The sequence below is a fragment of the Arthrobacter sp. UYCu723 genome (genome assembly GCF_054059215.1).
Map to the genome: position 1 here is coordinate 4,028,058 of NZ_JBSSBW010000001.1, position 18,585 is coordinate 4,046,642.

Sequence of the window (18,585 nt, forward strand, 5' to 3'; positions counted from 1 at the left end):
GATGACCCAGCAGTTCTATGTATCTCCAGAACAGCTGATGAAGGACCGTGCGGATTTCGCACGGAAAGGCATCGCACGGGGCCGCTCGGTGGTGGTGGTCAGCTGCCGGGACGGGATCGCCCTCGTGGCGGAAAACCCCTCTCCGTCACTGCACAAGATCGGCGAGATCTACGACAAGATCGCCTTTGCCGCCGTCGGCAAGTACAACGAGTTTGAAAGCCTGCGCCAGGCCGGGGTGCGGTATGCCGATGTGCGCGGCTACTCCTACGACCGCGAGGATGTCACGGCGAGGGGACTGGCCAGCGTGTATGCGCAAAGCCTGGGCGCCGTCTTCACCGCTGAACAGAAGCCGTTCGAAGTCGAACTCGCCGTGGCCGAGGTTGGCTCCAGCCAGGACCAGGACCACCTGTACCGGCTGACCTTCGACGGGTCCATCGCCGACGAAAAGGGATTCGTGGTGATGGGTGGCCAGGCGGACAAGGTAGCCGAGGCCGTCGCGGCCGGCTGGCAGGGCGAGCTCGACTTCGCCGCCGCCATCCGGCTCGCCCTGGCGGGACTCGTGGCGGACAAGGAAACCACCACCCTGCCGGCGTCGGCTGTGGAAGTTGCCGTACTGGACCGCGGTTCGGAAAGCAGCCGCGGCACCCGCCGCGCATTCCGCCGCCTTGAGGACGCCGACATCGTGGCATTGCTCGCTGAGGAGGACTGAGATGGACAAGCGTATTTTCGGGATCGAAACCGAGTTCGGGATTTCCTATTCGAGCCCGGAGTCACGTCCGCTGGCTCCCGAGGAAGTGGCCCGCTACCTCTTCCGGAAGGTGGTCAGCTGGGGGAGGTCCTCCAATGTGTTCCTGACCAACGGCTCACGCCTGTACCTCGACGTCGGTTCCCATCCGGAGTATGCCACGGCCGAGTGTGACGACCTCGCCCAGCTGATAGCGCACGACCGGGCCGGCGAACTGATCCTGGACGACCTCGTGGACGAGGCGCAGGAACGGCTTGCGGCCGAAGGCTTCAACGGCACCGTGTACCTCTTCAAAAACAACACGGACTCCGCGGGCAACTCCTATGGCAGCCACGAGAACTACCTGATACCGCGCCGCGGGGAATTCTCCCGGCTTGCGGAAATCCTGATCCCGTTCCTGGTGACGCGCCAGCTCATCGCGGGGGCAGGGAAGATCCTGAAGACCCCGCATGGCGCCACGTTCGCCTTCTCGCAGCGCGCCGACCACATCTGGGAGGGCGTCTCCTCGGCCACCACCCGGTCCCGGCCCATCATCAACACCCGGGACGAGCCGCATGCCGACGCCGAGTTCTACCGGCGGCTGCACGTTATTGTGGGCGATTCCAACATGTCCGAGACGACGGCGCTGCTCAAGGTGGGCACCGTGGACCTGATCCTGCGAATGATCGAGGCCGGGGTGATCATGCGCGACATGCGGATGGAGAACCCGATCCGCAGCATCCGCGAAATATCCCACGACCTGACCGGCCGTGCCCTGGTCCGGCTCGCCAACGGCAGGCAGCTCACCGCCCTGGAGATCCAGCGCGAATACCTGAACAAGGTCACGGCGTTCGTCGCCGAGCAGGGTGCCCACAATGCGCATGTGCCGCTGATCCTGGACCTGTGGGAACGCACCCTGGACGCCATCGAAAGCGGCAACACCAGCACCATCGACACCGAGGTGGACTGGGCCATCAAGAAGAAGCTGATGGATAACTACCGCGAACGGCACGGACTGGGGCTCGACGCGCCACGGATCGCGCAGCTGGACCTGACGTATCACGACATCTCCCGCACCCGCGGGCTCTATTACCTGCTGCAGTCCCGGGGCGCGGTGCGCCGGGTGGTGGATGACACTGCGGTCAAGGATGCGGTGGATGCCCCGCCTCAGACCACCCGGGCCAAACTCCGCGGCGACTTCGTCCGGAGGGCGCAGGAACTCGGCCGTGACTATACGGTGGACTGGGTGCACCTGAAGCTCAACGACCGCGCCCACCAGACCATTCTCTGCAAGGACCCGTTCCGCAGCGTGGACGAGCGGGTGGATGCCTTGTTGGACTCTATGGGCTGATATCCAGCTTTCCACGTTATTCTGGTAGAGGCCGCCAGGCGGCCAGTGCTTTCTTTGCCGCGGGAAACCATGCGGCATCGCGTCCACCCTGCCTCGACGAAAGTTTTTAAGTGCGCCGACTACTAGCAATTCTTCTGCCCGGACTGCTGATGCTGACCGCTTGCGGCGGCGGCGAGCCTCCCGCGCCGGAGCCCACCAGCCAGTCCGCTGGTGAGACCGCAAAGCTCGACTCCATCAAGGTGACAGAGAAGGGCGACAAGGAGGCGCCTGGTGTTGAGTTCACCAAGCCCCTGGAAGTCGCCGAACCCACCGTCAAGGTGATCACGGAGGGCAGCGGCGAGCGGGTCAAGGCCAACCAGATCGCGGAAATCTCCATCCTCGCCCTCAACGGCACGGATGGCACCACCCTGGAAGACACCTATGCCGGTGACCCGGAGCCGCTCGAACTGAACGACGAGCTCAAGACCAGCAGCGCCGTCATCTACAACGCCTTTGTCGGCGCGAAGATCGGCTCCCACCTGGCCCTGGCCGTCCCGGGCAAGGCCGCCGCCGAGGGTGCCGAAGCCCAGCCCAGCCAGCTCCTCGTCGTCAAGGTGCTCTCCGCCAAGGAGGCTCCGAAGGTGCTGGACAAGCCCGAGGGCGAAGCCGTGACCCCGCCGGCAGGACTGCCGACCGTGAAGGACAACGACAAGGGCACCCCGGAGATCTCGGTCGCCGGCGTCGCCGCCCCGACCGCCCTCATTTCCCAGGAGCTCATCAAGGGCACTGGCCCCGAGGTCAAGGAATCCGATACCCTCACCGTCAACTACGTTGGTGTGACCCTTACCGAGGGCAAGGTGTTCGATTCGAGCTTCGACCGCGGTGAGAAGGCCACCTTCCCGCTCACGGGCGTCATCAAGGGCTGGACCCAGGGCCTGAGCGGCAAGACCGTGGGCTCCCGCGTCCTCCTGGTCATCCCCAAGGACCTCGCCTACGGCGACGAAGGCCAGGGCGACGCCAAGGGCGACCTCGTCTTCGTCGTCGACATCCTCGGCGTCAAGTAACCCGCCGCCTTCCCCACAACACTCCAGCCCAAGCCACGCAAGAAGGAGCACCCATGTCATTTGGACAGCGCAACATCGACCGCCAGAAGCCGGAAATCGACTTCCCCCAGGGCGACGTTCCCACCGAACTCGTCATCACCGACCTGATCGAGGGCGACGGCGCCGAGGCCAAGTCCGGCGACACCGTCTCCGCCCACTACGTCGGGGTGGCCTGGTCCACCGGCGAAGAATTCGACGCCTCCTGGGGCCGCGGCGCACCGCTGGACTTCCGCGTCGGCGTCGGCCAGGTCATCCAGGGCTGGGACCAGGGCCTGCTGGGCATGAAAGTCGGCGGCCGCCGCCGGCTGGAAATCCCCTCCGAACTGGCCTACGGTTCCCGGGGCGCCGGCGGGGCGATCGGCCCGAACGAAGCCCTGATCTTCGTCGTCGACCTCGTCGCCGTCCGCTAGCCAGGCAGCGCCGGTCCGGGGAACCGGACCGCAATAAAACAACAGAGCGCGGTAACAATCGGAATCCACTTTCCGGCTGTTACCGCGCTTTTGTCATTTTCCCGCAGGGACTTTAGTAGCCTTGCGGGGTGTCCGCCTCACGTACAGAACGCCTCCTGAACCTGCTCATCGCCCTGCTCAACACCGAGTACGGGCTGCGCCGCAGGGAGCTGCGCGAAAAGGTCTACCACGACACCACGAGCAGCGACGTCGCCTTCGGTCGGATGTTCGAGCGCGACAAGGGCGAGCTGCGCCAGTTCGGCTTCGAGGTCGAGACGTTGACGGACAGGGGCTGGGGCTCGGACGACCCGGCCACCACCCGGTACCGGATCGGCAAGGAATCCAACCGCCTGCCGGACGTCAGCCTCACGCCCGAAGAGTGCACGGTCCTGATCCTGGCGGCCCAGCTCTGGGAACACGCCGCCCTCGGCTCCGCCGCCCTGGACGCGGTGCGCAAACTCCAGGCAGCCGGCGGACTGCTCTACGCCGAACTTCCGGCCGGGGTCCAGCCACGCATCCGTCCCGCCGGGCAGGCCTTCGAGGACCTCGTTGCCGCCATGCATGCCCAGCACCCGGTCGGCTTCCGCTACCTCGCCGGCAGCACCGGCAAGGAAGAGGAACGGCTGGTGGAGCCCTGGGGAATCGGCAGCCGCTTCGGCCAGTGGTATCTCGTCGGACACGACAGGACCCGCGGGGACAAGCGCTTCTTCCGGCTCTCCCGACTGGCCTCGGCTGTGACCGTGCTCGAGAAGGAAGCCTTCACCCCGCCGTCCGGATTCAACGTCCGCGCCGAACTTGCGGGGCTGGCGGAGCTGCCGGTCCGCACCGCCGTCGTCGACGTCCAGCACGGCAGGCTGCTGGGACTGCGCAAACGGGCCGTGGCCGGTTCGTCCGACACGCCGTCGGCCGTGGCCGGTGCGCAGCAGCCCGGGGCGAGGGACCGGCTCATGGTGCCGTTCCGGGACGCTGAGACCCTCGGCGAGGAACTCGCCTCCTATGGCCCCCGGGTGAAGGTTGTGTCCCCGCCCGAGCTTGTCACCGCCGTGCGGCGCCGCCTGTCCGCCGCCGCGGACTTCGCCGCCGCACCCGTCCCGCCGGTCATCTTCCCGGCCGCCGGCGCCGGTAACGCCAAGCACCGACGCAAACGCACCTCCGAGGACCAGCTCAAGCGGATGCTCCAGCTGGTCCCGTTCCTGGTGCACAACCAGGGCCTGCACATCAGCGAGGTCGCTGCACGCTTCGGCATCACCCGCAAGGAACTCGAGGAGGACCTGCGGATCCTGATCTGCTCCGGCCTGCCGGAGGGGTATCCGGACGATCTGCTGGATATCCAGTGGGACGACGACCACGTCTTCATCACCCAGGACCTGGACCTCAACAGGCCTGTGCGCTTCACCGTGGAGGAGGCCTGTGCGCTGCTGACCGGCCTGGAGACTCTCAACGGACTGCCCGAGCTCGCCGAGGGCAGTGCCCTGGAGTCCGTGACGGTCAAGCTCATGGCCGCGGCAGGGGAGGAGGGGCTGAAGGCAGCGTCACTGTCCGGCCCCGAGGTGGGCCCGGACAACGCGGCGACCCTTGATACGGCGCGGGAAGCCATCAGGACGGGCGCGCAGCTGCGGCTCCGGTATTTTTCCCCGCAGAACGACTCGGTCTCGGAACGCGACGTGGATCCGCTGCGGCTCTATTCGCTGGACAACACCTGGTATCTCGAGGCCTACTGCCACTCCGCCCGGGGCCTGCGCAACTTCCGGCTGGACCGGATCGAGGAACTGCACCCCAACGGCAGCCCGGTGTCAGCGACGGCCAAGCCGGCCGGCAGTTTCCCGGTGAAGCTTTTCACCCCGAACGACGACGACACGGTGGTCGTCGTGGAACTGACCCGCCGGGGCGTCGGCCTCGCCGATGACTACTACGCCGAACGAACCGCGCCGCTGCCGGACGGCGGCCTGCTGGCCGAGATCCGCTTCGGGAGTCCCGACTGGCTGCCGATGTTCGAGGCCCAGCACGGCGGGGCCGCCCGGATCCTCCAACCGGAGGCTCTGGCGGACAGTGCACGGGACTGGGTCGATGCCGCACGAGCCCAATATGAAGACTGAGCAGTACGCCAGCTAGACTACTCAGCATGCCTTGGTGGTCCTGGATCGTAATCTGGATAGCGCTTGTCGCGCTCTCCCTGTTGTTCTTCGTCGTGCTCGGCGTGCGCTTGTTCCGGCAGTTCATGACGACAGCCAGGGAAGCCGGCGAAGCGGGCGCGCGGTTCAGCCACCTGCCGTCCAGCCCCGTTGCCCCCGGTTCAGCCGCCGTTCATCGTGACGCCGTAGACTCCAACGGTGCCGAGGCGGCGGCAGCATCCGGTCCGCCCGCGGAGCCCGGCTCCGCCGTTTTTGCCTCGCCCGCCCGGATGCGCCACGATTACCACGCATCCAAACTGTCCCGGCAGGAGGGACGCCGCCTGCGCCGCGTCCGGCGTAAGACGGACCGCGGCCAGCCCCAGCGGCTGCACGACATCGGACTCAGTTAGACATAGGATGTACTCAAACGAAAGGACCTCTTGTCATGAGGCTTGAAGGCTGGCATCTCATCATCATCATCGTTCTGGCATTGGTGCTTTTCGCCGCGCCGAAGCTCCCCGGCATGGCCCGCAGCCTGGGCCAGTCGATGCGCATCTTCAAGTCGGAAGTCCGCGAAATGAAGAAGGACGGCAACACCGACGCCAAGGATGATCCCGACGCCGTCGAGGGCCGGGTCGTAAACCACCCGCGGACTGCCGGCACGGAAAGCCACCCGGCCGAAGGAACCGACGTTCCGCCCCCGAACCGCGCCTAAGTCCACATGGCAGTAATCATGGGCCGTCGATCCAACCCCGAGGGGCGGATGGCGCTGCTCGATCACCTGAAAGAGCTGCGGAACCGCCTCTTCAAGTCAGCGATCGCCGTCGTGCTGGGAACCGTCGTCGGATTCCTCGTCTACCAGCCGATGCTGGCGGCGCTGATCAAACCGATCCGCGACCTGAACGAACATGAGGGCCGGCAAGCCACCTTGAATTTCGACGGCGTGGCGAGCTCCTTCGACCTGATGATCCAGGTGTCCGTCTTCCTGGGCCTCATCGTGGCCAGTCCCGTCTGGCTGTACCAACTCTGGGCGTTCATTGTGCCCGGCCTGCACAAGAAGGAACGCCGGCTGGCCTTGTCCTTCGTCGCCGCCGCCGTGCCGCTGTTTGTCGGCGGCGTGCTGCTGGCCTGGCTCGTGCTCCCGAACGCCGTCCGCGTGCTGACCGATTTCACCCCGTCCGGGGGATCCAACTTCATCAGCGCCCAGATCTACCTGTCCTTTGTGCTGCGCCTGCTGCTGGCTTTCGGCATCGCCTTCCTGTTGCCGGTGATCCTGTTCGGCCTGAACCTCGCCGGGCTGGTGAAGGGCAAGCAGCTCGTCAAGAGCTGGCGCATCACCGTGTTCCTGGTCTGCCTGTTCGCCGCCATGGCCGCACCCGGGGCCGACGCCATGAGCATGTTCTATCTGGCCGGGCCCATGCTGGCCCTCTTCTTCGCCGCCATCGGGCTCTGCCTGCTCAACGACCGCCGCCGGGAACGGCGCGCCGTCAAGCGCGCCGCTGAAACCGAGGCCACCGCGGACCAGGCAACTCCCAGCTCCGAGCTGGAGAATCTCTAGCCGTTCGCGCACTAGGCTGGAATCATGTCCTCACTACCCGGGCCGGAGTCGCCGGCTGACCGCTACCGCGCCAGCGCCGAACGGGCCGCAGAAGCCAAAACCTATCTGGGCGGGTTCATCCGGACGCTGGAATTCGAACTCGATGACTTTCAACGTGAGGCATGCCTGACGCTTCAGGCCGGCCGCGGCGTGCTGGTGGCGGCGCCCACGGGGGCGGGCAAAACAATCGTGGGGGAGTTCGCCATCTACCTCGCCCTCCAGCGTGGCCTCAAAGCGTTCTACACCACCCCGATCAAGGCACTCAGCAACCAGAAGTACTCCGAACTGGCCGCAAAGTACGGTGCGGCCCAGGTGGGCCTGCTGACGGGCGACACCAGCATCAACGGTGACGCGCCAGTTGTGGTGATGACCACCGAGGTGCTCCGCAACATGCTGTACTCGGACTCCGACACACTCGACGATCTGGGCTTCGTCATCATGGACGAGGTCCACTATCTCGCCGACCGCTTCCGCGGCGCCGTCTGGGAAGAAGTGATCATCCACCTGCCCAGCGAGGTCCAGGTGGCCTCGCTCAGCGCCACCGTCTCCAACGCCGAAGAGTTCGGCGCCTGGCTGGACACCGTGCGCGGTCAGACCGACGTGATCGTCTCCGAACACCGCCCAGTGCCGCTCTGGCAGCACGTCATGGTGGGCCGGAAGATCGTGGATCTCTTCGCCGGCGACACGAGCTTCGATGAGATCGCCCCCGCCGGGGAGGCCGATGTCTCCGCCACCGCGGTAACTGCCGACCCCGGCACCCGCCCGGGCTTCGAGGTCAATCCCGAGCTGCTCTCCATGGCGCGGGCCGAAAGCCAGATGAACTTCCGCGGACGCTTCGGCCACGGCGGCCGCAGCCAGCGGCGGCAGCGCGACCAACAGAGCCAGCGCGACGACGCCCCGCAGGGCGAGGCGCGCAGCCCGGTCCGCAAGGCCGGCCGCCCGCAGGTCATTGCCAGCCTGGATCGGCAGGACCTGCTGCCCGCGATCACCTTCATCTTCTCCCGCGCCGGCTGCGACGCCGCCGTGGCGCAGTGCGTCTCCGCCGGGCTCTGGCTGACGACGGAGCGGGAACAGCTGATCATCGCCCAGCGGGTCGATGAATCCACCCAGGACATACCCTCGGATGACCTCGACGTCCTCGGGTTCTGGAGCTGGCGCGACGGGCTGCTCCGGGGCCTTGCCGCCCACCACGCCGGCATGCTGCCCACCTTCAAGGAAGTGGTGGAAAAGCTCTTCGTCGACGGCTTGGTCAAGGCCGTCTTCGCCACCGAAACCCTCGCGCTCGGCATCAACATGCCCGCCCGCTGCGTCGTACTGGAGAAGCTCGACAAGTTCAACGGCGAGGCGCACGTCAACATCACGGCGGGGGAGTACACCCAGCTGACCGGCCGCGCGGGCCGGCGCGGGATCGACGTCGAAGGCCACGCCGTCGTCCTGTGGCAGCCCGGCACCGATCCGGCCGCCGTCGCCGGCCTCGCGTCGAGGCGGACCTACCCGCTGAACTCAAGCTTCCGGCCCACCTACAACATGTCCATCAACCTGCTGGCCCAGTTCGGCAGGCCACGGGCCCGTGAGATCCTCGAGTCTTCCTTTGCCCAGTTCCAGGCGGACCGTTCCGTCGTCGGGCTGGCCAAGCAGGTCCGGGGCCGGGAAGAATCCCTCGCCGGGTTCAGCAAGGCGATGACTTGCCACCTGGGCGACTTCACCGAGTACTCCCGGCTGCTGCGGGCGCTCTCAGACGCGGAGAAGAACGCCTCCAAGAGCGGCTCGCGGGCGAAAAAATCTCTCACCGAGGACTCCCTGAGCCGGTTGCTGCCCGGCGACGTGGTGGACGTGCCCAGCGGCAGGTCGCCTGGCCTCGCCGTCGTCCTCAGCTCGGACCACGACGCCCGGGAACCCCGCCCGGCCGTCATGACCCTGGACAACCAGCTGCGCAGGATCGGCCTCCACGACGTCGAGGGCCCGCTCTCGCCGATCACACGGATCCGGATCCCGAAGTCCTTCAACGCCAAAGTGCCCAAATCGCGGCGCGACCTGGCGTCCTCCGTCCGCAACGCCATCCGGGAGAACCGGCCGCCGGCGCCGCCGAGCCGGAACGACGACTTCGGCCGCGCCGCAGCCCTGCCGAACCAGGAAAAGCGGATCGCGGAACTGCGGCGCGAACTGCGCGCCCACCCGTGCCACGGCTGCAGTGAACGCGAAGACCACGCGCGCTGGTCCGAACGCTGGTGGAAGCTTCGCCAGGAGACGGACGGGCTGGTCCGCCAGATCCAGGGCCGCACGAACACCATCGCCAAGACCTTCGACCGGGTATGCGGCGTGCTGGCCAGCTACGGGTATCTGGAAACCTCCGACTCCGGCGTGCTCACCATCAGCCGGGACGGTCAGCGGCTGCGCCGGATCTATGGGGAGAAGGACCTGCTCATTTCCCAGGCCCTCCGGATGGGCGCCTTCAGCGACCTCGACGCCGCGGAAGTCGCGGCCATCGCCAGCGTCCTGGTGTACCAGGCCAAGCGCGAAGACCGGGGGCTGCGGCCCAAGATGCCCAGCGTCTCGCTGGAATCCGCCGTCGACACGGTGGTGCGGGAGTGGTCTGCCCTCGAAGACGTGGAGGAAGCCAGCAAACTGCCGCTGACCGGCGAACCCGAGCTGGGACTCGTCTGGCCGATCTTCAAATGGGCCAAGGGCCGGCACCTTCAGGAAGTCCTCAGCGGCACGGACCTCGCCGCGGGGGACTTTGTCCGCTGGGTGAAGCAGGTCATTGACCTGCTGGACCAGCTGGCCAAAATCCCCGGCCTGGACCCGCGTATTTCCCGGCTGTGCGGGGACGCGATCAAACTCATCAAGCGCGGCGTCGTCGCGTATTCCTCGGTGGCGTAGTGCGCGCCTGACCCGATGATTCCCGCCGGCACACCCTTCCCTGCACCTTTGACCGCCCTTCCTTCGAGCACGATCCTTCTTTCGAACACGACACCTTCTTTGAACACGACACCTTCTTTGAACACGACCGGCGCGCCGGCCACCAGCTGCAAGGAGCTCCCGCACCATGACCGATTCACCGGCCACCCCCGCGCCCCGCAAGGTGACGATGTACCGCAACGGTTCCGTCTACACGGCCGCCGATCCCTTTGCGACGGCGATGCTGGTCGACGGCGACACCGTCGCCTGGGTTGGCTCCGAACAGGCCGCCACGTCCATCGCTGATTCCTCGATGGACGTCGTGGACCTGCGAGGGGCGCTCCTGGCCCCCGGCTTCGTCGACTCCCACGTCCACCTGACCGAAACGGGGATTGCGCTGGACTCGGTGCAGCTCGGCGGCGTCAGCTCCGCGCGGGAACTGCTCGACGCCGTGGCCGGCGACGCCGCGGAAGGCACCGTGCTGGGCCACGGCTGGGACGAGACCCTGTGGGCCGATCCCACCCTGCCGTCCCTGTCGGAACTCGAACGGGCAGCCGGCGGCCGCAAGGTCTACCTGTCCCGGGTCGATGTGCACTCGGCACTGGTTTCCCCTGCTCTGGCGGCGTCGGCCGGCTTGGCGGGTCTCGATGGCCTGTCCGCCGGCAGCCAAGTGAAACGCGCCGCGCACACAGCCGCCCGGCTGGCAACGCGGCAGATGCCCGCCGCCGCGCTCCGGGGCTACCAGCAAAAGGCCCTGACCGAAGCGGCAGCCAACGGCTACGTGGCCCTGGCTGAGATGGCGGCACCACATATCGGCAGCGTTGAGGACCTGCAGTTCGCGGTGGCCTGGAACGACGGGACCCACGACGGTCCCGCCGTCCCCGAGGTCCTGCCGTACTGGGGCCAGCTGGCACGTTCCGCGGAACATGCCCAGTCCATCCTCGACGGCCTGGGCGTGTCCGTGCTGGGCCTCGCCGGCGATCTCAACATCGACGGCTCGATCGGTTCGCGGACCGCGGCCCTGCGCTCGGACTACGGCGACGCCGCGGGGGAGCGGGGCAGCCTGTACCTCTCGGTGGAGGAAGCCGCCGCGCATCTGGCCGCCTGCTCGCTGCTGGGCATCCAGGCCGGCTTCCACGTGATCGGCGACGCCGGACTGGACGCGGCCCTGAACGCCCTGGACGCGGCCGCGGCGGAGGTCGGTGAACAGAAGGTCCGGGCCGCCGGGCACCGCTTTGAACATGTCGAGCTGGCAGACGCCGACGCCATCGGCCGGCTGGCCAAGTATTCGGTGACGGTCAGTGCCCAGCCGGTCTTCGACGCCCTCTGGGGAGGGGCTGGCAAGCTCTATGAGCAGCGGCTCGGCTCACGGCACGTCGGGATGAACCCCTTCGCCTCCTTCTACGCTGCCGGGGTCCCGATCTGCTTCGGCAGTGATAGCCCGGTTACGCCGCTGCGGCCGTGGTCCAGCGTCCGCGCCTGCCTCGAGCACAGCAACCCCGCGGAACAGATCTCGGCCCGCGCCGCGTTCCTGGGGCACACCCGGGCCGGCTGGCGGGCAGCCCGCTACCGGAACCCGATGGCCGGCCAGCTGGTCCCGGGCGCTCCGGCCAGCTTCGCCGTGTGGGAGATCGAGGAACTCATGGTCCAGGTGGCCGACGGCAGGGTGCAGTCATGGAGCACGGATCCCCGGGCCCGCACCCCTCTGCTGCCTGCACTGGACACGGGCTCCGAGCCGGACTGCCTGCTGACCGTCCGCGACGGACGCGAACTGTTCTCGAACGGGACCCTCGGCGGCTGACCGACGAGGCATCCGGCCGGAAAGATAGAACGCCGCCAGATGCTCCTGACCTGCGGCGAAGAACGAAACGGCAGGTCACCGTCCGGTTGACAGCTCAGGGTGGACCTGCCCCGGGGAGGGGACCCGGCCTTCGAGGCTCCGGCGATTCCCTATAATGGAGAGTTGCGCCTACTGCCAGCTATCAGCAGACTCTGCGGCGCACCGACCGCTCCCTCCAAGGAAAGGCCTCGCTGTGCGTGTCCTCACGATCATCCCGACCTACAACGAGCTGGAATCGTTGCCCAAGACCCTCGGGCGCCTGCGCACCGCTGTGCCAGCCTCCGACGTCCTGGTGGTCGACGACAACAGCCCGGACGGGACCGGGCAGCTCGCGGACCGTTTCGCGGCCGAGGACAGCCAGGTCCACGTGCTGCACCGGGAAGGCAAGGCGGGTCTCGGAGCCGCCTACATCGCCGGTTTCAGGTGGGGCCTCGACGCCGGCTATGACGTCCTCGTGGAAATGGACGCCGACGGTTCGCATCAGCCGGAGCAGCTTCCCCAGCTGCTTGAGGCCGTGGACCAGGGCGCCGACCTTGCGATGGGTTCGCGCTGGGTCCCCGGGGGCAGCGTGGTCAACTGGCCGCTCTACCGTCAGGCGATCTCCCGGGTCGGCAGCACCTACGCGCGGATCATGCTCGGCGTCAAGATCAGGGACGTGACCGGAGGCTTCCGGGCGTTCCGCCGCGGCACCCTGGAGAAACTCAACCTCGACGCCGTCGACTCTGTCGGCTATGGCTTCCAGGTGGATCTCGCCTGGCGGGTGGCGAAGCTCGGACTGACCATTGTGGAACGGCCGATCACCTTCGTTGAGCGTGAACTTGGAGCCTCCAAGATGAGCGGCAACATTGTTGTCGAAGCCATGATCAACGTCACTAAATGGGGCCTCACGGCCCGCTGGAACAAGCTCACCGGCAAGAAGGCCCTCTAGTAGCCCGTCCACAGGCCGGATGCGCCGGCAGATTGCCGCCGTAAAGCAAAGGGCCGGGCCCGCACCATCATTCCTGATGGTGCGGGCCCGGCCCTTTGCTATGGCTGGTGCGCCGGCTGCCTAGGCCGAGCGGCGTTCGCCCCGGCGTTCACGCAGGATCGTGAGGCGGTCGTCGAGGATCTGCTCGAGCTCGGGGAGGGAGCGGCGTTCCAGCAGCATGTCCCAGTGCGTGCGGACTGCCTTCTCGTTGCTGTTCACGGGACGTTCGCCGTTGACCAGCAAGGCTTCCTTGCCCGTCTTCGAAACCCAGACCGGGGGGATCTCCGCTTCGGAGGAGAAGGTCACGAATACCTGCTCGCCGTCCGCGCAGCGGTACTCAACCCGCTGGCGCGGAGCCGGTTCGACGCCGGATTCGGTCTCCATGCTCTGTGCGCCAAGGCGCATACCCCGCAGGCTGCGATCGCTCATCTTTTCTCCCTCTATTCGGTTCGCAGGATCGTGCCCTGCGTGATCCGGGGGCCAGGGGCCTCGCCGGACTACTGGGTGCATTGCGTTGCTTTGAGTGGCCAACCACTGGACAAATACTGGCTAAATCGTCACTGGATTCAACGCTTTGCGAAGCATAATTGTTCCGACGGGCTGAACCAGCCGGACAAATATTCAAGTATACGGGAAGGACACGCCTGGGGTAAAGTCTTTGCGGCGGTTCCGCACGGCCGGCAGGGGCCATCGGGCAACACAAAGCCCGCAACACAAAGCCCGCAGCACAAACAAGGAGGCACCCGCCCAGGCGGATGCCTCCATTGTCCCGTGTGCGCCTAGATCGGCGGCCGTGCAGGGGGAGTCGGGCCGGCAGACGGAGCGACGGCTTCCGTGCCCACGGCGCCCGCCGCTGTGCCCGATGCCGGGGCTGCGGGAGCCCTGCCGTCCGCGTCCGGGCCGAACAGGCCAACGGATGCCTGGCCGGAAACCGCCCCACCCAGGGCGTTGCCGATTCCCTTGAGCGCTTCGCCGACCTCACTCGGAATGATCCAGAGCTTGTTCGCCGAGCCCTCCGCGATCTTCGGGAGTACCTGCAGGTACTGGTAGGCAAGCAGCTTCTGGTCCGGGTTCCCCTTGTGGATGGCGTCGAACACCTTCTGGATCGCCTGGGCCTCGCCGTCGGCCCGGAGGATCGCGGCCTTGGCGTCGCCTTCCGCCTTCAGGATGGAGGACTGGCGCTGGCCTTCGGCGGTGAGGATGGCGGACTGCTTGGTCCCTTCCGCGGTCAGGATGGCGGCGCGGCGGTCACGCTCGGCGCGCATTTGCTTTTCCATCGAGTCCTGGATCGAATGGGGCGGATCGATCGCCTTGAGCTCCACCCGGGAGACGCGGATCCCCCAGCGGCCCGTCGCTTCATCCAGCACGCCGCGGAGCTGCCCGTTGATCTGGTCGCGGGACGTCAACGCTTCTTCGAGGTTCAGGCCGCCGACGACGTTGCGCAGTGTGGTGGTGGTGAGCTGCTCGACGGCCTGGATGTAGTTGGCGATCTCGTAGGTCGCGGCGCGGGCATCGGTGACCTGGAAGTAGACTACGGTGTCGATCGAGACCACTAGGTTGTCTTCGGTGATGACAGGCTGCGGCGGGAACGAGACCACCTGTTCACGAAGGTCCAGCAGCGGGAGCAGCCGGTCCACGAAGGGGATCAGGATGGTGAGGCCGGGGTTGAGCGTGCGCTGGTACTTGCCAAGCCGTTCGACGACGCCGGCCCGGGCCTGCGGGACAATCCGCACCGAACGCACCAGCACAATTATTACGAACGCAACGAGAACCAGCAGCACGATTGCGACTGCGATATCCATACATCACCTTTTCCCCAGTTATGTGTTCCTGCTATGGCTGCGGCCGGCTGCCTGCCGCGTGTCCTGCCGCCGGTGACGGCGGCTGGAAGTCTGTTTCCCGGCCAACGGGACGCCCGCTGCATTGCGTCTGCCGACCAGCGTCCGCCGACCAGCGTGTACTGACCTGCGCCTACTGACTTGAAATTTCCGGCTGCGGGGCCACGACGGCCGTTGCACCGTCAATGGCGCTCACGACGGCGTGCTGGCCGGGCGCGAGGACACCGGTCTCGGAGCGGGCGCTCCAGACGTCCCCGCCGATCTTGACCAGTCCGCCGCTCTCGCTGACGGGTTCCATGACCAGCGCGGATTCGCCGATCAGGCGTTCGATATTGCTGCGCTGCTCCGCCGGGCCCCGGTGGAGATGCTTGAGGGCGACGGGCCGCACGAAGCCGATCATGAGAAGGGAGACCACGCAGAAGGCCACGATCTGGAGCCAGAAGTCTGCGCCGGCGAAGTCGGCCAGCAGCCCGGCCAGGGCGCCACCGCCGAGCATGATGAAGAAAAGGTCGAGAGTGATCATCTCCACGACGGCGAACGCCAGGAAGCCGGTGAGCCACAATGCCCACCAGTTTTCGGCCAGCCAGTCAAACATCTTTTCCCCCTTCGCCCCGGGGGCTGCCGGCGCAGACCCTCAGTAACTGTCATTCCATCCTAAGCCGAAGGTTGCGGGCAGCGGGGGGCAGCGGAAGACTGTTCGGCAACGTGGCCAACTCGTTACTTTGGCTTCTCCCGGCAGGGGTAAGGAACCGGGCTCAGGACCGGGGTGTGAAGACGCTGATCCTGAACCGGGCGGACACCGCGGTCACCGGCGGAAGCCCCGCAGAAAGCGTGGCGAGGGCGACGCGGTCCAGATGGTGTCCGGCCGGGCCCATCAGGGCCAGTCTCGCAGCGTCGGCAGGGGAAAGGGCCAGCGGCACGTCCAGGTCTTGGGAGGTAGAGGCGGAGAAATGCCCCTCCAGCGAGGCCGCGAGACGTTCATCTTTCGCCGGTTCGATGCCGAGCATGCCGGTCTGCCCGGCGACCTCCGCGAGATGACCGGGCCGGGGCGTCACCACCACAAGACGTCCGCCGGGGCGCAGTACTCGGGCGAACTCTGCCGCGTTGCGCGGCGCGAAGACTACGGTGACGACGTCGACGGCGTCGTCCGCGACCGGCAGCGGCTGCCACACATCGCTGACCAGGTTCACCGCTTCCGGGTTCAATTTGGCCGCACGGCGGAGCGCAAATTTCGAAATGTCCACTCCGATGGCGGTGGCGGGTGCCCCGTCCAGCAGCATCCTGTCCAGCACGGCCCGAAGGTAGTGGCCGGTCCCGGTTCCGGCGTCGAGCACCGTGGCCGGCCTGCCGCCGGGACCGCCTGCGAGGACCGGAGCGGACAGTTCAGCCACCGCAGCGGCGAGCGGCCGGTAGTGCCCGGCGGAGAGGAACTCAAAGCGGGCTGCCACCATGTCAGCCGCGTCCGCTTCGAAGACGGTGCCCTTGCCGACCAGGAAGTTGAAGTAGCCCTGTTTGGCGGCGTCGAAACTGTGGCCCGCCGGGCATACCAGGGTCCGGCCGGAGCCGTCACCGAACTTCAGGCTGTTCCGGCAGACCGGGCACAGCAAGGCGGAGGCAACGGACGCGGGAAGCATACTGTCCATCCTAGGGCGGCCCCGTGCCGGCGTGCGGGCGCCGGGCGAGCGGCGGCTGCTGACTGACTTCTCTGCGGCCTTCTCTGCGGCGCTGCGCACGGGCGGGCCATCAAGGAAAAGATGGGCAGGCTGGACATGCAGGACGTACTGGCCTCTCACGCTCCGGAACGCCGCACCACCGGAAGCAGCGCTTCGAGGAGATCCTGCGGTGGTGGGCCCGTCACCTCCCGACGGCCGCAAACCCGGCTCCGGCGGACCCGGCTCCGGCGGACGAGGCGCTGGCGGACGAGGCGCTGGCGGACGAGGCGCTGGCGGACGAGGCGCTGGCGGACGAGGCGCTGGCGGACGAGGCGCTGGCTGCAGCCGGCGCGTCCGGCAGAAACCCGAGTTCCTGCCGGGCGAGGCCGATGTCCGGCTGGGCCCACCGGGCGGAGTACTCGGCAGTGTTGCTGATGGATCGGAGCTCCGCCCTGTCCAAGTACAGGATCCCGTGTACGTGGTCAGTCTCGTGCTGGACGATCCGCGCTTGCCAGCCGCTGAAGTCCCGCTGCCGGGCGGTTCCGTCCGGCGCCATGAAGTCAAGCCGGACGGATGCGGGCCGGGACACGGCGGCCTGCAGGCCGTTGAGGGACAGGCATCCTTCGTAAAACGCCACTGTCGAGGCGCCGAGCGGGCGGTAGGAAGGGTTCAGCATGGCGAAGAATGGCAACGGCTCCCGCCCGCGGACGGCGGCCACCTCGGGGTCAACGTCGAACTGGTCCTCGAGAACAGCCAGCTGCAGCGGAATGCCGAGCTGTGGGGCGGCGAGGCCGACGCCTGGTGCTTTGTGCATGACGCTGCGCATGAGGTCGATCAGCTGGCCCAGTTCCGCCGAAGTCAATTGGCCGTCGAAGGGCGCGGCCACGTGCCGGAGAACCGGGTGGCCCGCCTGGACAATCGTCGGAAGCATCCCGGCGGTAAGAATCTGCTGGACGGTTTCGTGAATACGTGCGGCGCTGAAGTCCGTGGGCTTGGCGTCTGGTGACATGGCAACAGACTACTGGCGTCCGCATGCCGTCGTCACAAAGTCGTAGATGCGTCCCCGCAGGAGGGCGCCGGCGTCGACCTTCAGCAGCCCGTCCCGTCCTCCCACGGTCACCCGGAGCGGAAGCAGCGTCCCGATTTTGTCCTCCGCCACCGCGTGCGGGTCGCAGCGGGCTGGCCTGATACGCAGCCGGAGCTCCCGGCGCTCCCCGCCGGCGGGCACCGGAATGGCGCGGGGCCACGGGGCGGACTGGTCCTCTGCCAGCAGCGTGGTGCCTTCAATCCGGTCGATCGTCAAGGAAGCCGGGTCAGCCGCCGGGCCGGCGTCGCGGGGTGTAATGAGGAGGCGCACGACGGCGGTCCGGCCGTCCGCGGCGACCTCCAGTGCCGGATCCAGCTGGAATCCGGCGACCGCGGCTGCCGCCTGCGCGAGACACATTTCGGTGTTCTTCCGGCTCAGGACGCCGAAGGGGTCGGCCGCGGCCACCGCTACCGTTTCGCCGGGCGAGGCGGCCATCGGCGTCGTTTGCGGGGCCCGGGCCATCCGGAGGGATACTGTCGGGGCGTCGTCCGCCGGGCCGTCCGCCGGGCCGCAGACCGGCGCCGGCAACTGGGCCGGGAGACTCTTGGTCTGGCCCGGCGGGAGCTCGATCCCGCCGGGCGGCGCCTGCCAGCCGATCTCCGCCGTGAACAGGGCACTCCCCAGCCGGGCACCCAACACGGTCAACACGCCTTCGGAGTTGTTGGTGAGCTGGATCGAGACGATCTGCTTGCTGTAGTTGTCGCGGAGCTGGTTGATCTCGGCACTAATAGGGAAGGCCTGCGGTGTCTCGCCGGTGCCGGCTGCACTTCCGCCGCCCGCGCTGCACGCCGTCATGACGGCCAGCACTGCCGCCAACGCGGTTGCTGGGAGCGCAGTTCGGAGGGCTGTTGGCAGTGTTGCTGGAATTGCTGTGCGCCGGTGCTTCGCGGGGAGGCAAGCCATGCGGTCAGTCTAATCCTCCCCAATGGTGCCACCGGGTGCCCGGCCGGGACCGTTCGGCTGGCCTTTTCTATGACTGAGCAGACCCC

16 protein-coding genes and 1 pseudogene are annotated in these 18,585 nt (G+C 67.3%); 11 read left to right on the plus strand and 6 right to left on the minus strand.

The window, feature by feature from the left end:
* The first annotated feature begins 1 nt into the window (after position 1).
* The 11 genes from prcA (at position 2) to ACVWZ8_RS18855 (ending at position 12,980) form a co-directional block, all read left to right on the plus strand.
* Complete coding sequence (prcA, locus tag ACVWZ8_RS18805) at positions 2-709, plus strand: proteasome subunit alpha (RefSeq protein ID WP_426977823.1); 708 nt, start codon at positions 2-4, stop codon at positions 707-709.
* A gap of 1 nt (position 710) precedes the next feature.
* Positions 711-2,075: a Pup--protein ligase gene (gene pafA, locus ACVWZ8_RS18810; RefSeq protein WP_426977822.1), complete on the plus strand. Its 1,365-nt coding sequence runs from the start codon at positions 711-713 to the stop codon at positions 2,073-2,075.
* Between the two features lie 110 nt (positions 2,076-2,185).
* Positions 2,186-3,118, plus strand: a complete 933-nt coding sequence (locus ACVWZ8_RS18815) for an FKBP-type peptidyl-prolyl cis-trans isomerase (RefSeq protein WP_456505462.1) — start codon at positions 2,186-2,188, stop codon at positions 3,116-3,118.
* A 53-nt stretch (positions 3,119-3,171) separates the two neighbouring features.
* Positions 3,172-3,567, plus strand: coding sequence for an FKBP-type peptidyl-prolyl cis-trans isomerase (locus ACVWZ8_RS18820; RefSeq protein WP_426977819.1), 396 nt, complete (start codon positions 3,172-3,174; stop codon positions 3,565-3,567).
* A gap of 128 nt (positions 3,568-3,695) precedes the next feature.
* Positions 3,696-5,702, plus strand: a complete 2,007-nt coding sequence (locus ACVWZ8_RS18825) for a helix-turn-helix transcriptional regulator (RefSeq protein ID WP_456505463.1) — start codon at positions 3,696-3,698, stop codon at positions 5,700-5,702.
* A gap of 26 nt (positions 5,703-5,728) precedes the next feature.
* Entirely contained in the window at positions 5,729-6,127 is a 399-nt protein-coding gene (locus tag ACVWZ8_RS18830; protein WP_426977817.1) for an Asp23/Gls24 family envelope stress response protein, read from the plus strand.
* Positions 6,128-6,162: 35 nt separating this feature from the next.
* Complete coding sequence (gene tatA / locus ACVWZ8_RS18835; protein ID WP_426977815.1) at positions 6,163-6,432, plus strand: Sec-independent protein translocase subunit TatA; 270 nt, start codon at positions 6,163-6,165, stop codon at positions 6,430-6,432.
* Positions 6,433-6,480: 48 nt separating this feature from the next.
* On the plus strand, positions 6,481-7,275 hold the full coding sequence (gene tatC, locus ACVWZ8_RS18840; RefSeq protein ID WP_426979906.1) for a twin-arginine translocase subunit TatC: 795 nt from the start codon (positions 6,481-6,483) through the stop codon (positions 7,273-7,275).
* Between the two features lie 24 nt (positions 7,276-7,299).
* Positions 7,300-10,194, plus strand: coding sequence for a DEAD/DEAH box helicase (locus tag ACVWZ8_RS18845; RefSeq protein WP_426977814.1), 2,895 nt, complete (start codon positions 7,300-7,302; stop codon positions 10,192-10,194).
* A gap of 166 nt (positions 10,195-10,360) precedes the next feature.
* Positions 10,361-12,013 (plus strand): amidohydrolase, encoded by a 1,653-nt coding sequence (locus ACVWZ8_RS18850; protein ID WP_456505464.1) that lies wholly within the window; start codon positions 10,361-10,363, stop codon positions 12,011-12,013.
* Positions 12,014-12,245: 232 nt separating this feature from the next.
* On the plus strand, positions 12,246-12,980 hold the full coding sequence (locus tag ACVWZ8_RS18855; RefSeq protein ID WP_426977812.1) for a polyprenol monophosphomannose synthase: 735 nt from the start codon (positions 12,246-12,248) through the stop codon (positions 12,978-12,980).
* A gap of 120 nt (positions 12,981-13,100) precedes the next feature.
* Here the strand turns inward: ACVWZ8_RS18855 and ACVWZ8_RS18860 are convergent, their stop codons facing one another.
* The 6 genes and pseudogenes from ACVWZ8_RS18860 to ACVWZ8_RS18885 form a co-directional block, all read right to left on the minus strand.
* Positions 13,101-13,448 carry an RNA polymerase-binding protein RbpA gene (locus ACVWZ8_RS18860; protein ID WP_354245095.1) on the minus strand — a complete coding sequence of 116 codons (348 nt, stop codon included), beginning with the start codon at positions 13,446-13,448 and terminating at the stop codon, positions 13,101-13,103.
* A gap of 350 nt (positions 13,449-13,798) precedes the next feature.
* Positions 13,799-14,821 carry an SPFH domain-containing protein gene (locus ACVWZ8_RS18865; protein WP_456505465.1) on the minus strand — a complete coding sequence of 341 codons (1,023 nt, stop codon included), beginning with the start codon at positions 14,819-14,821 and terminating at the stop codon, positions 13,799-13,801.
* Between the two features lie 169 nt (positions 14,822-14,990).
* Positions 14,991-15,452: an NfeD family protein gene (locus tag ACVWZ8_RS18870; RefSeq protein ID WP_426977809.1), complete on the minus strand. Its 462-nt coding sequence runs from the start codon at positions 15,450-15,452 to the stop codon at positions 14,991-14,993.
* A gap of 160 nt (positions 15,453-15,612) precedes the next feature.
* On the minus strand, positions 15,613-16,491 hold the full coding sequence (locus ACVWZ8_RS18875) for a methyltransferase domain-containing protein (protein WP_456505466.1): 879 nt from the start codon (positions 16,489-16,491) through the stop codon (positions 15,613-15,615).
* A 373-nt stretch (positions 16,492-16,864) separates the two neighbouring features.
* A pseudogene (locus ACVWZ8_RS18880) lies at positions 16,865-17,518 on the minus strand (peptide deformylase); the annotation flags it as partial.
* Between the two features lie 9 nt (positions 17,519-17,527).
* The gene (locus ACVWZ8_RS18885) at positions 17,528-18,499 is read right to left on the minus strand and encodes a hypothetical protein (RefSeq protein ID WP_456505467.1); all 972 of its coding nucleotides are present in this window, start codon (positions 18,497-18,499) and stop codon (positions 17,528-17,530) included.
* Positions 18,500-18,585 lie beyond the last annotated feature (86 nt).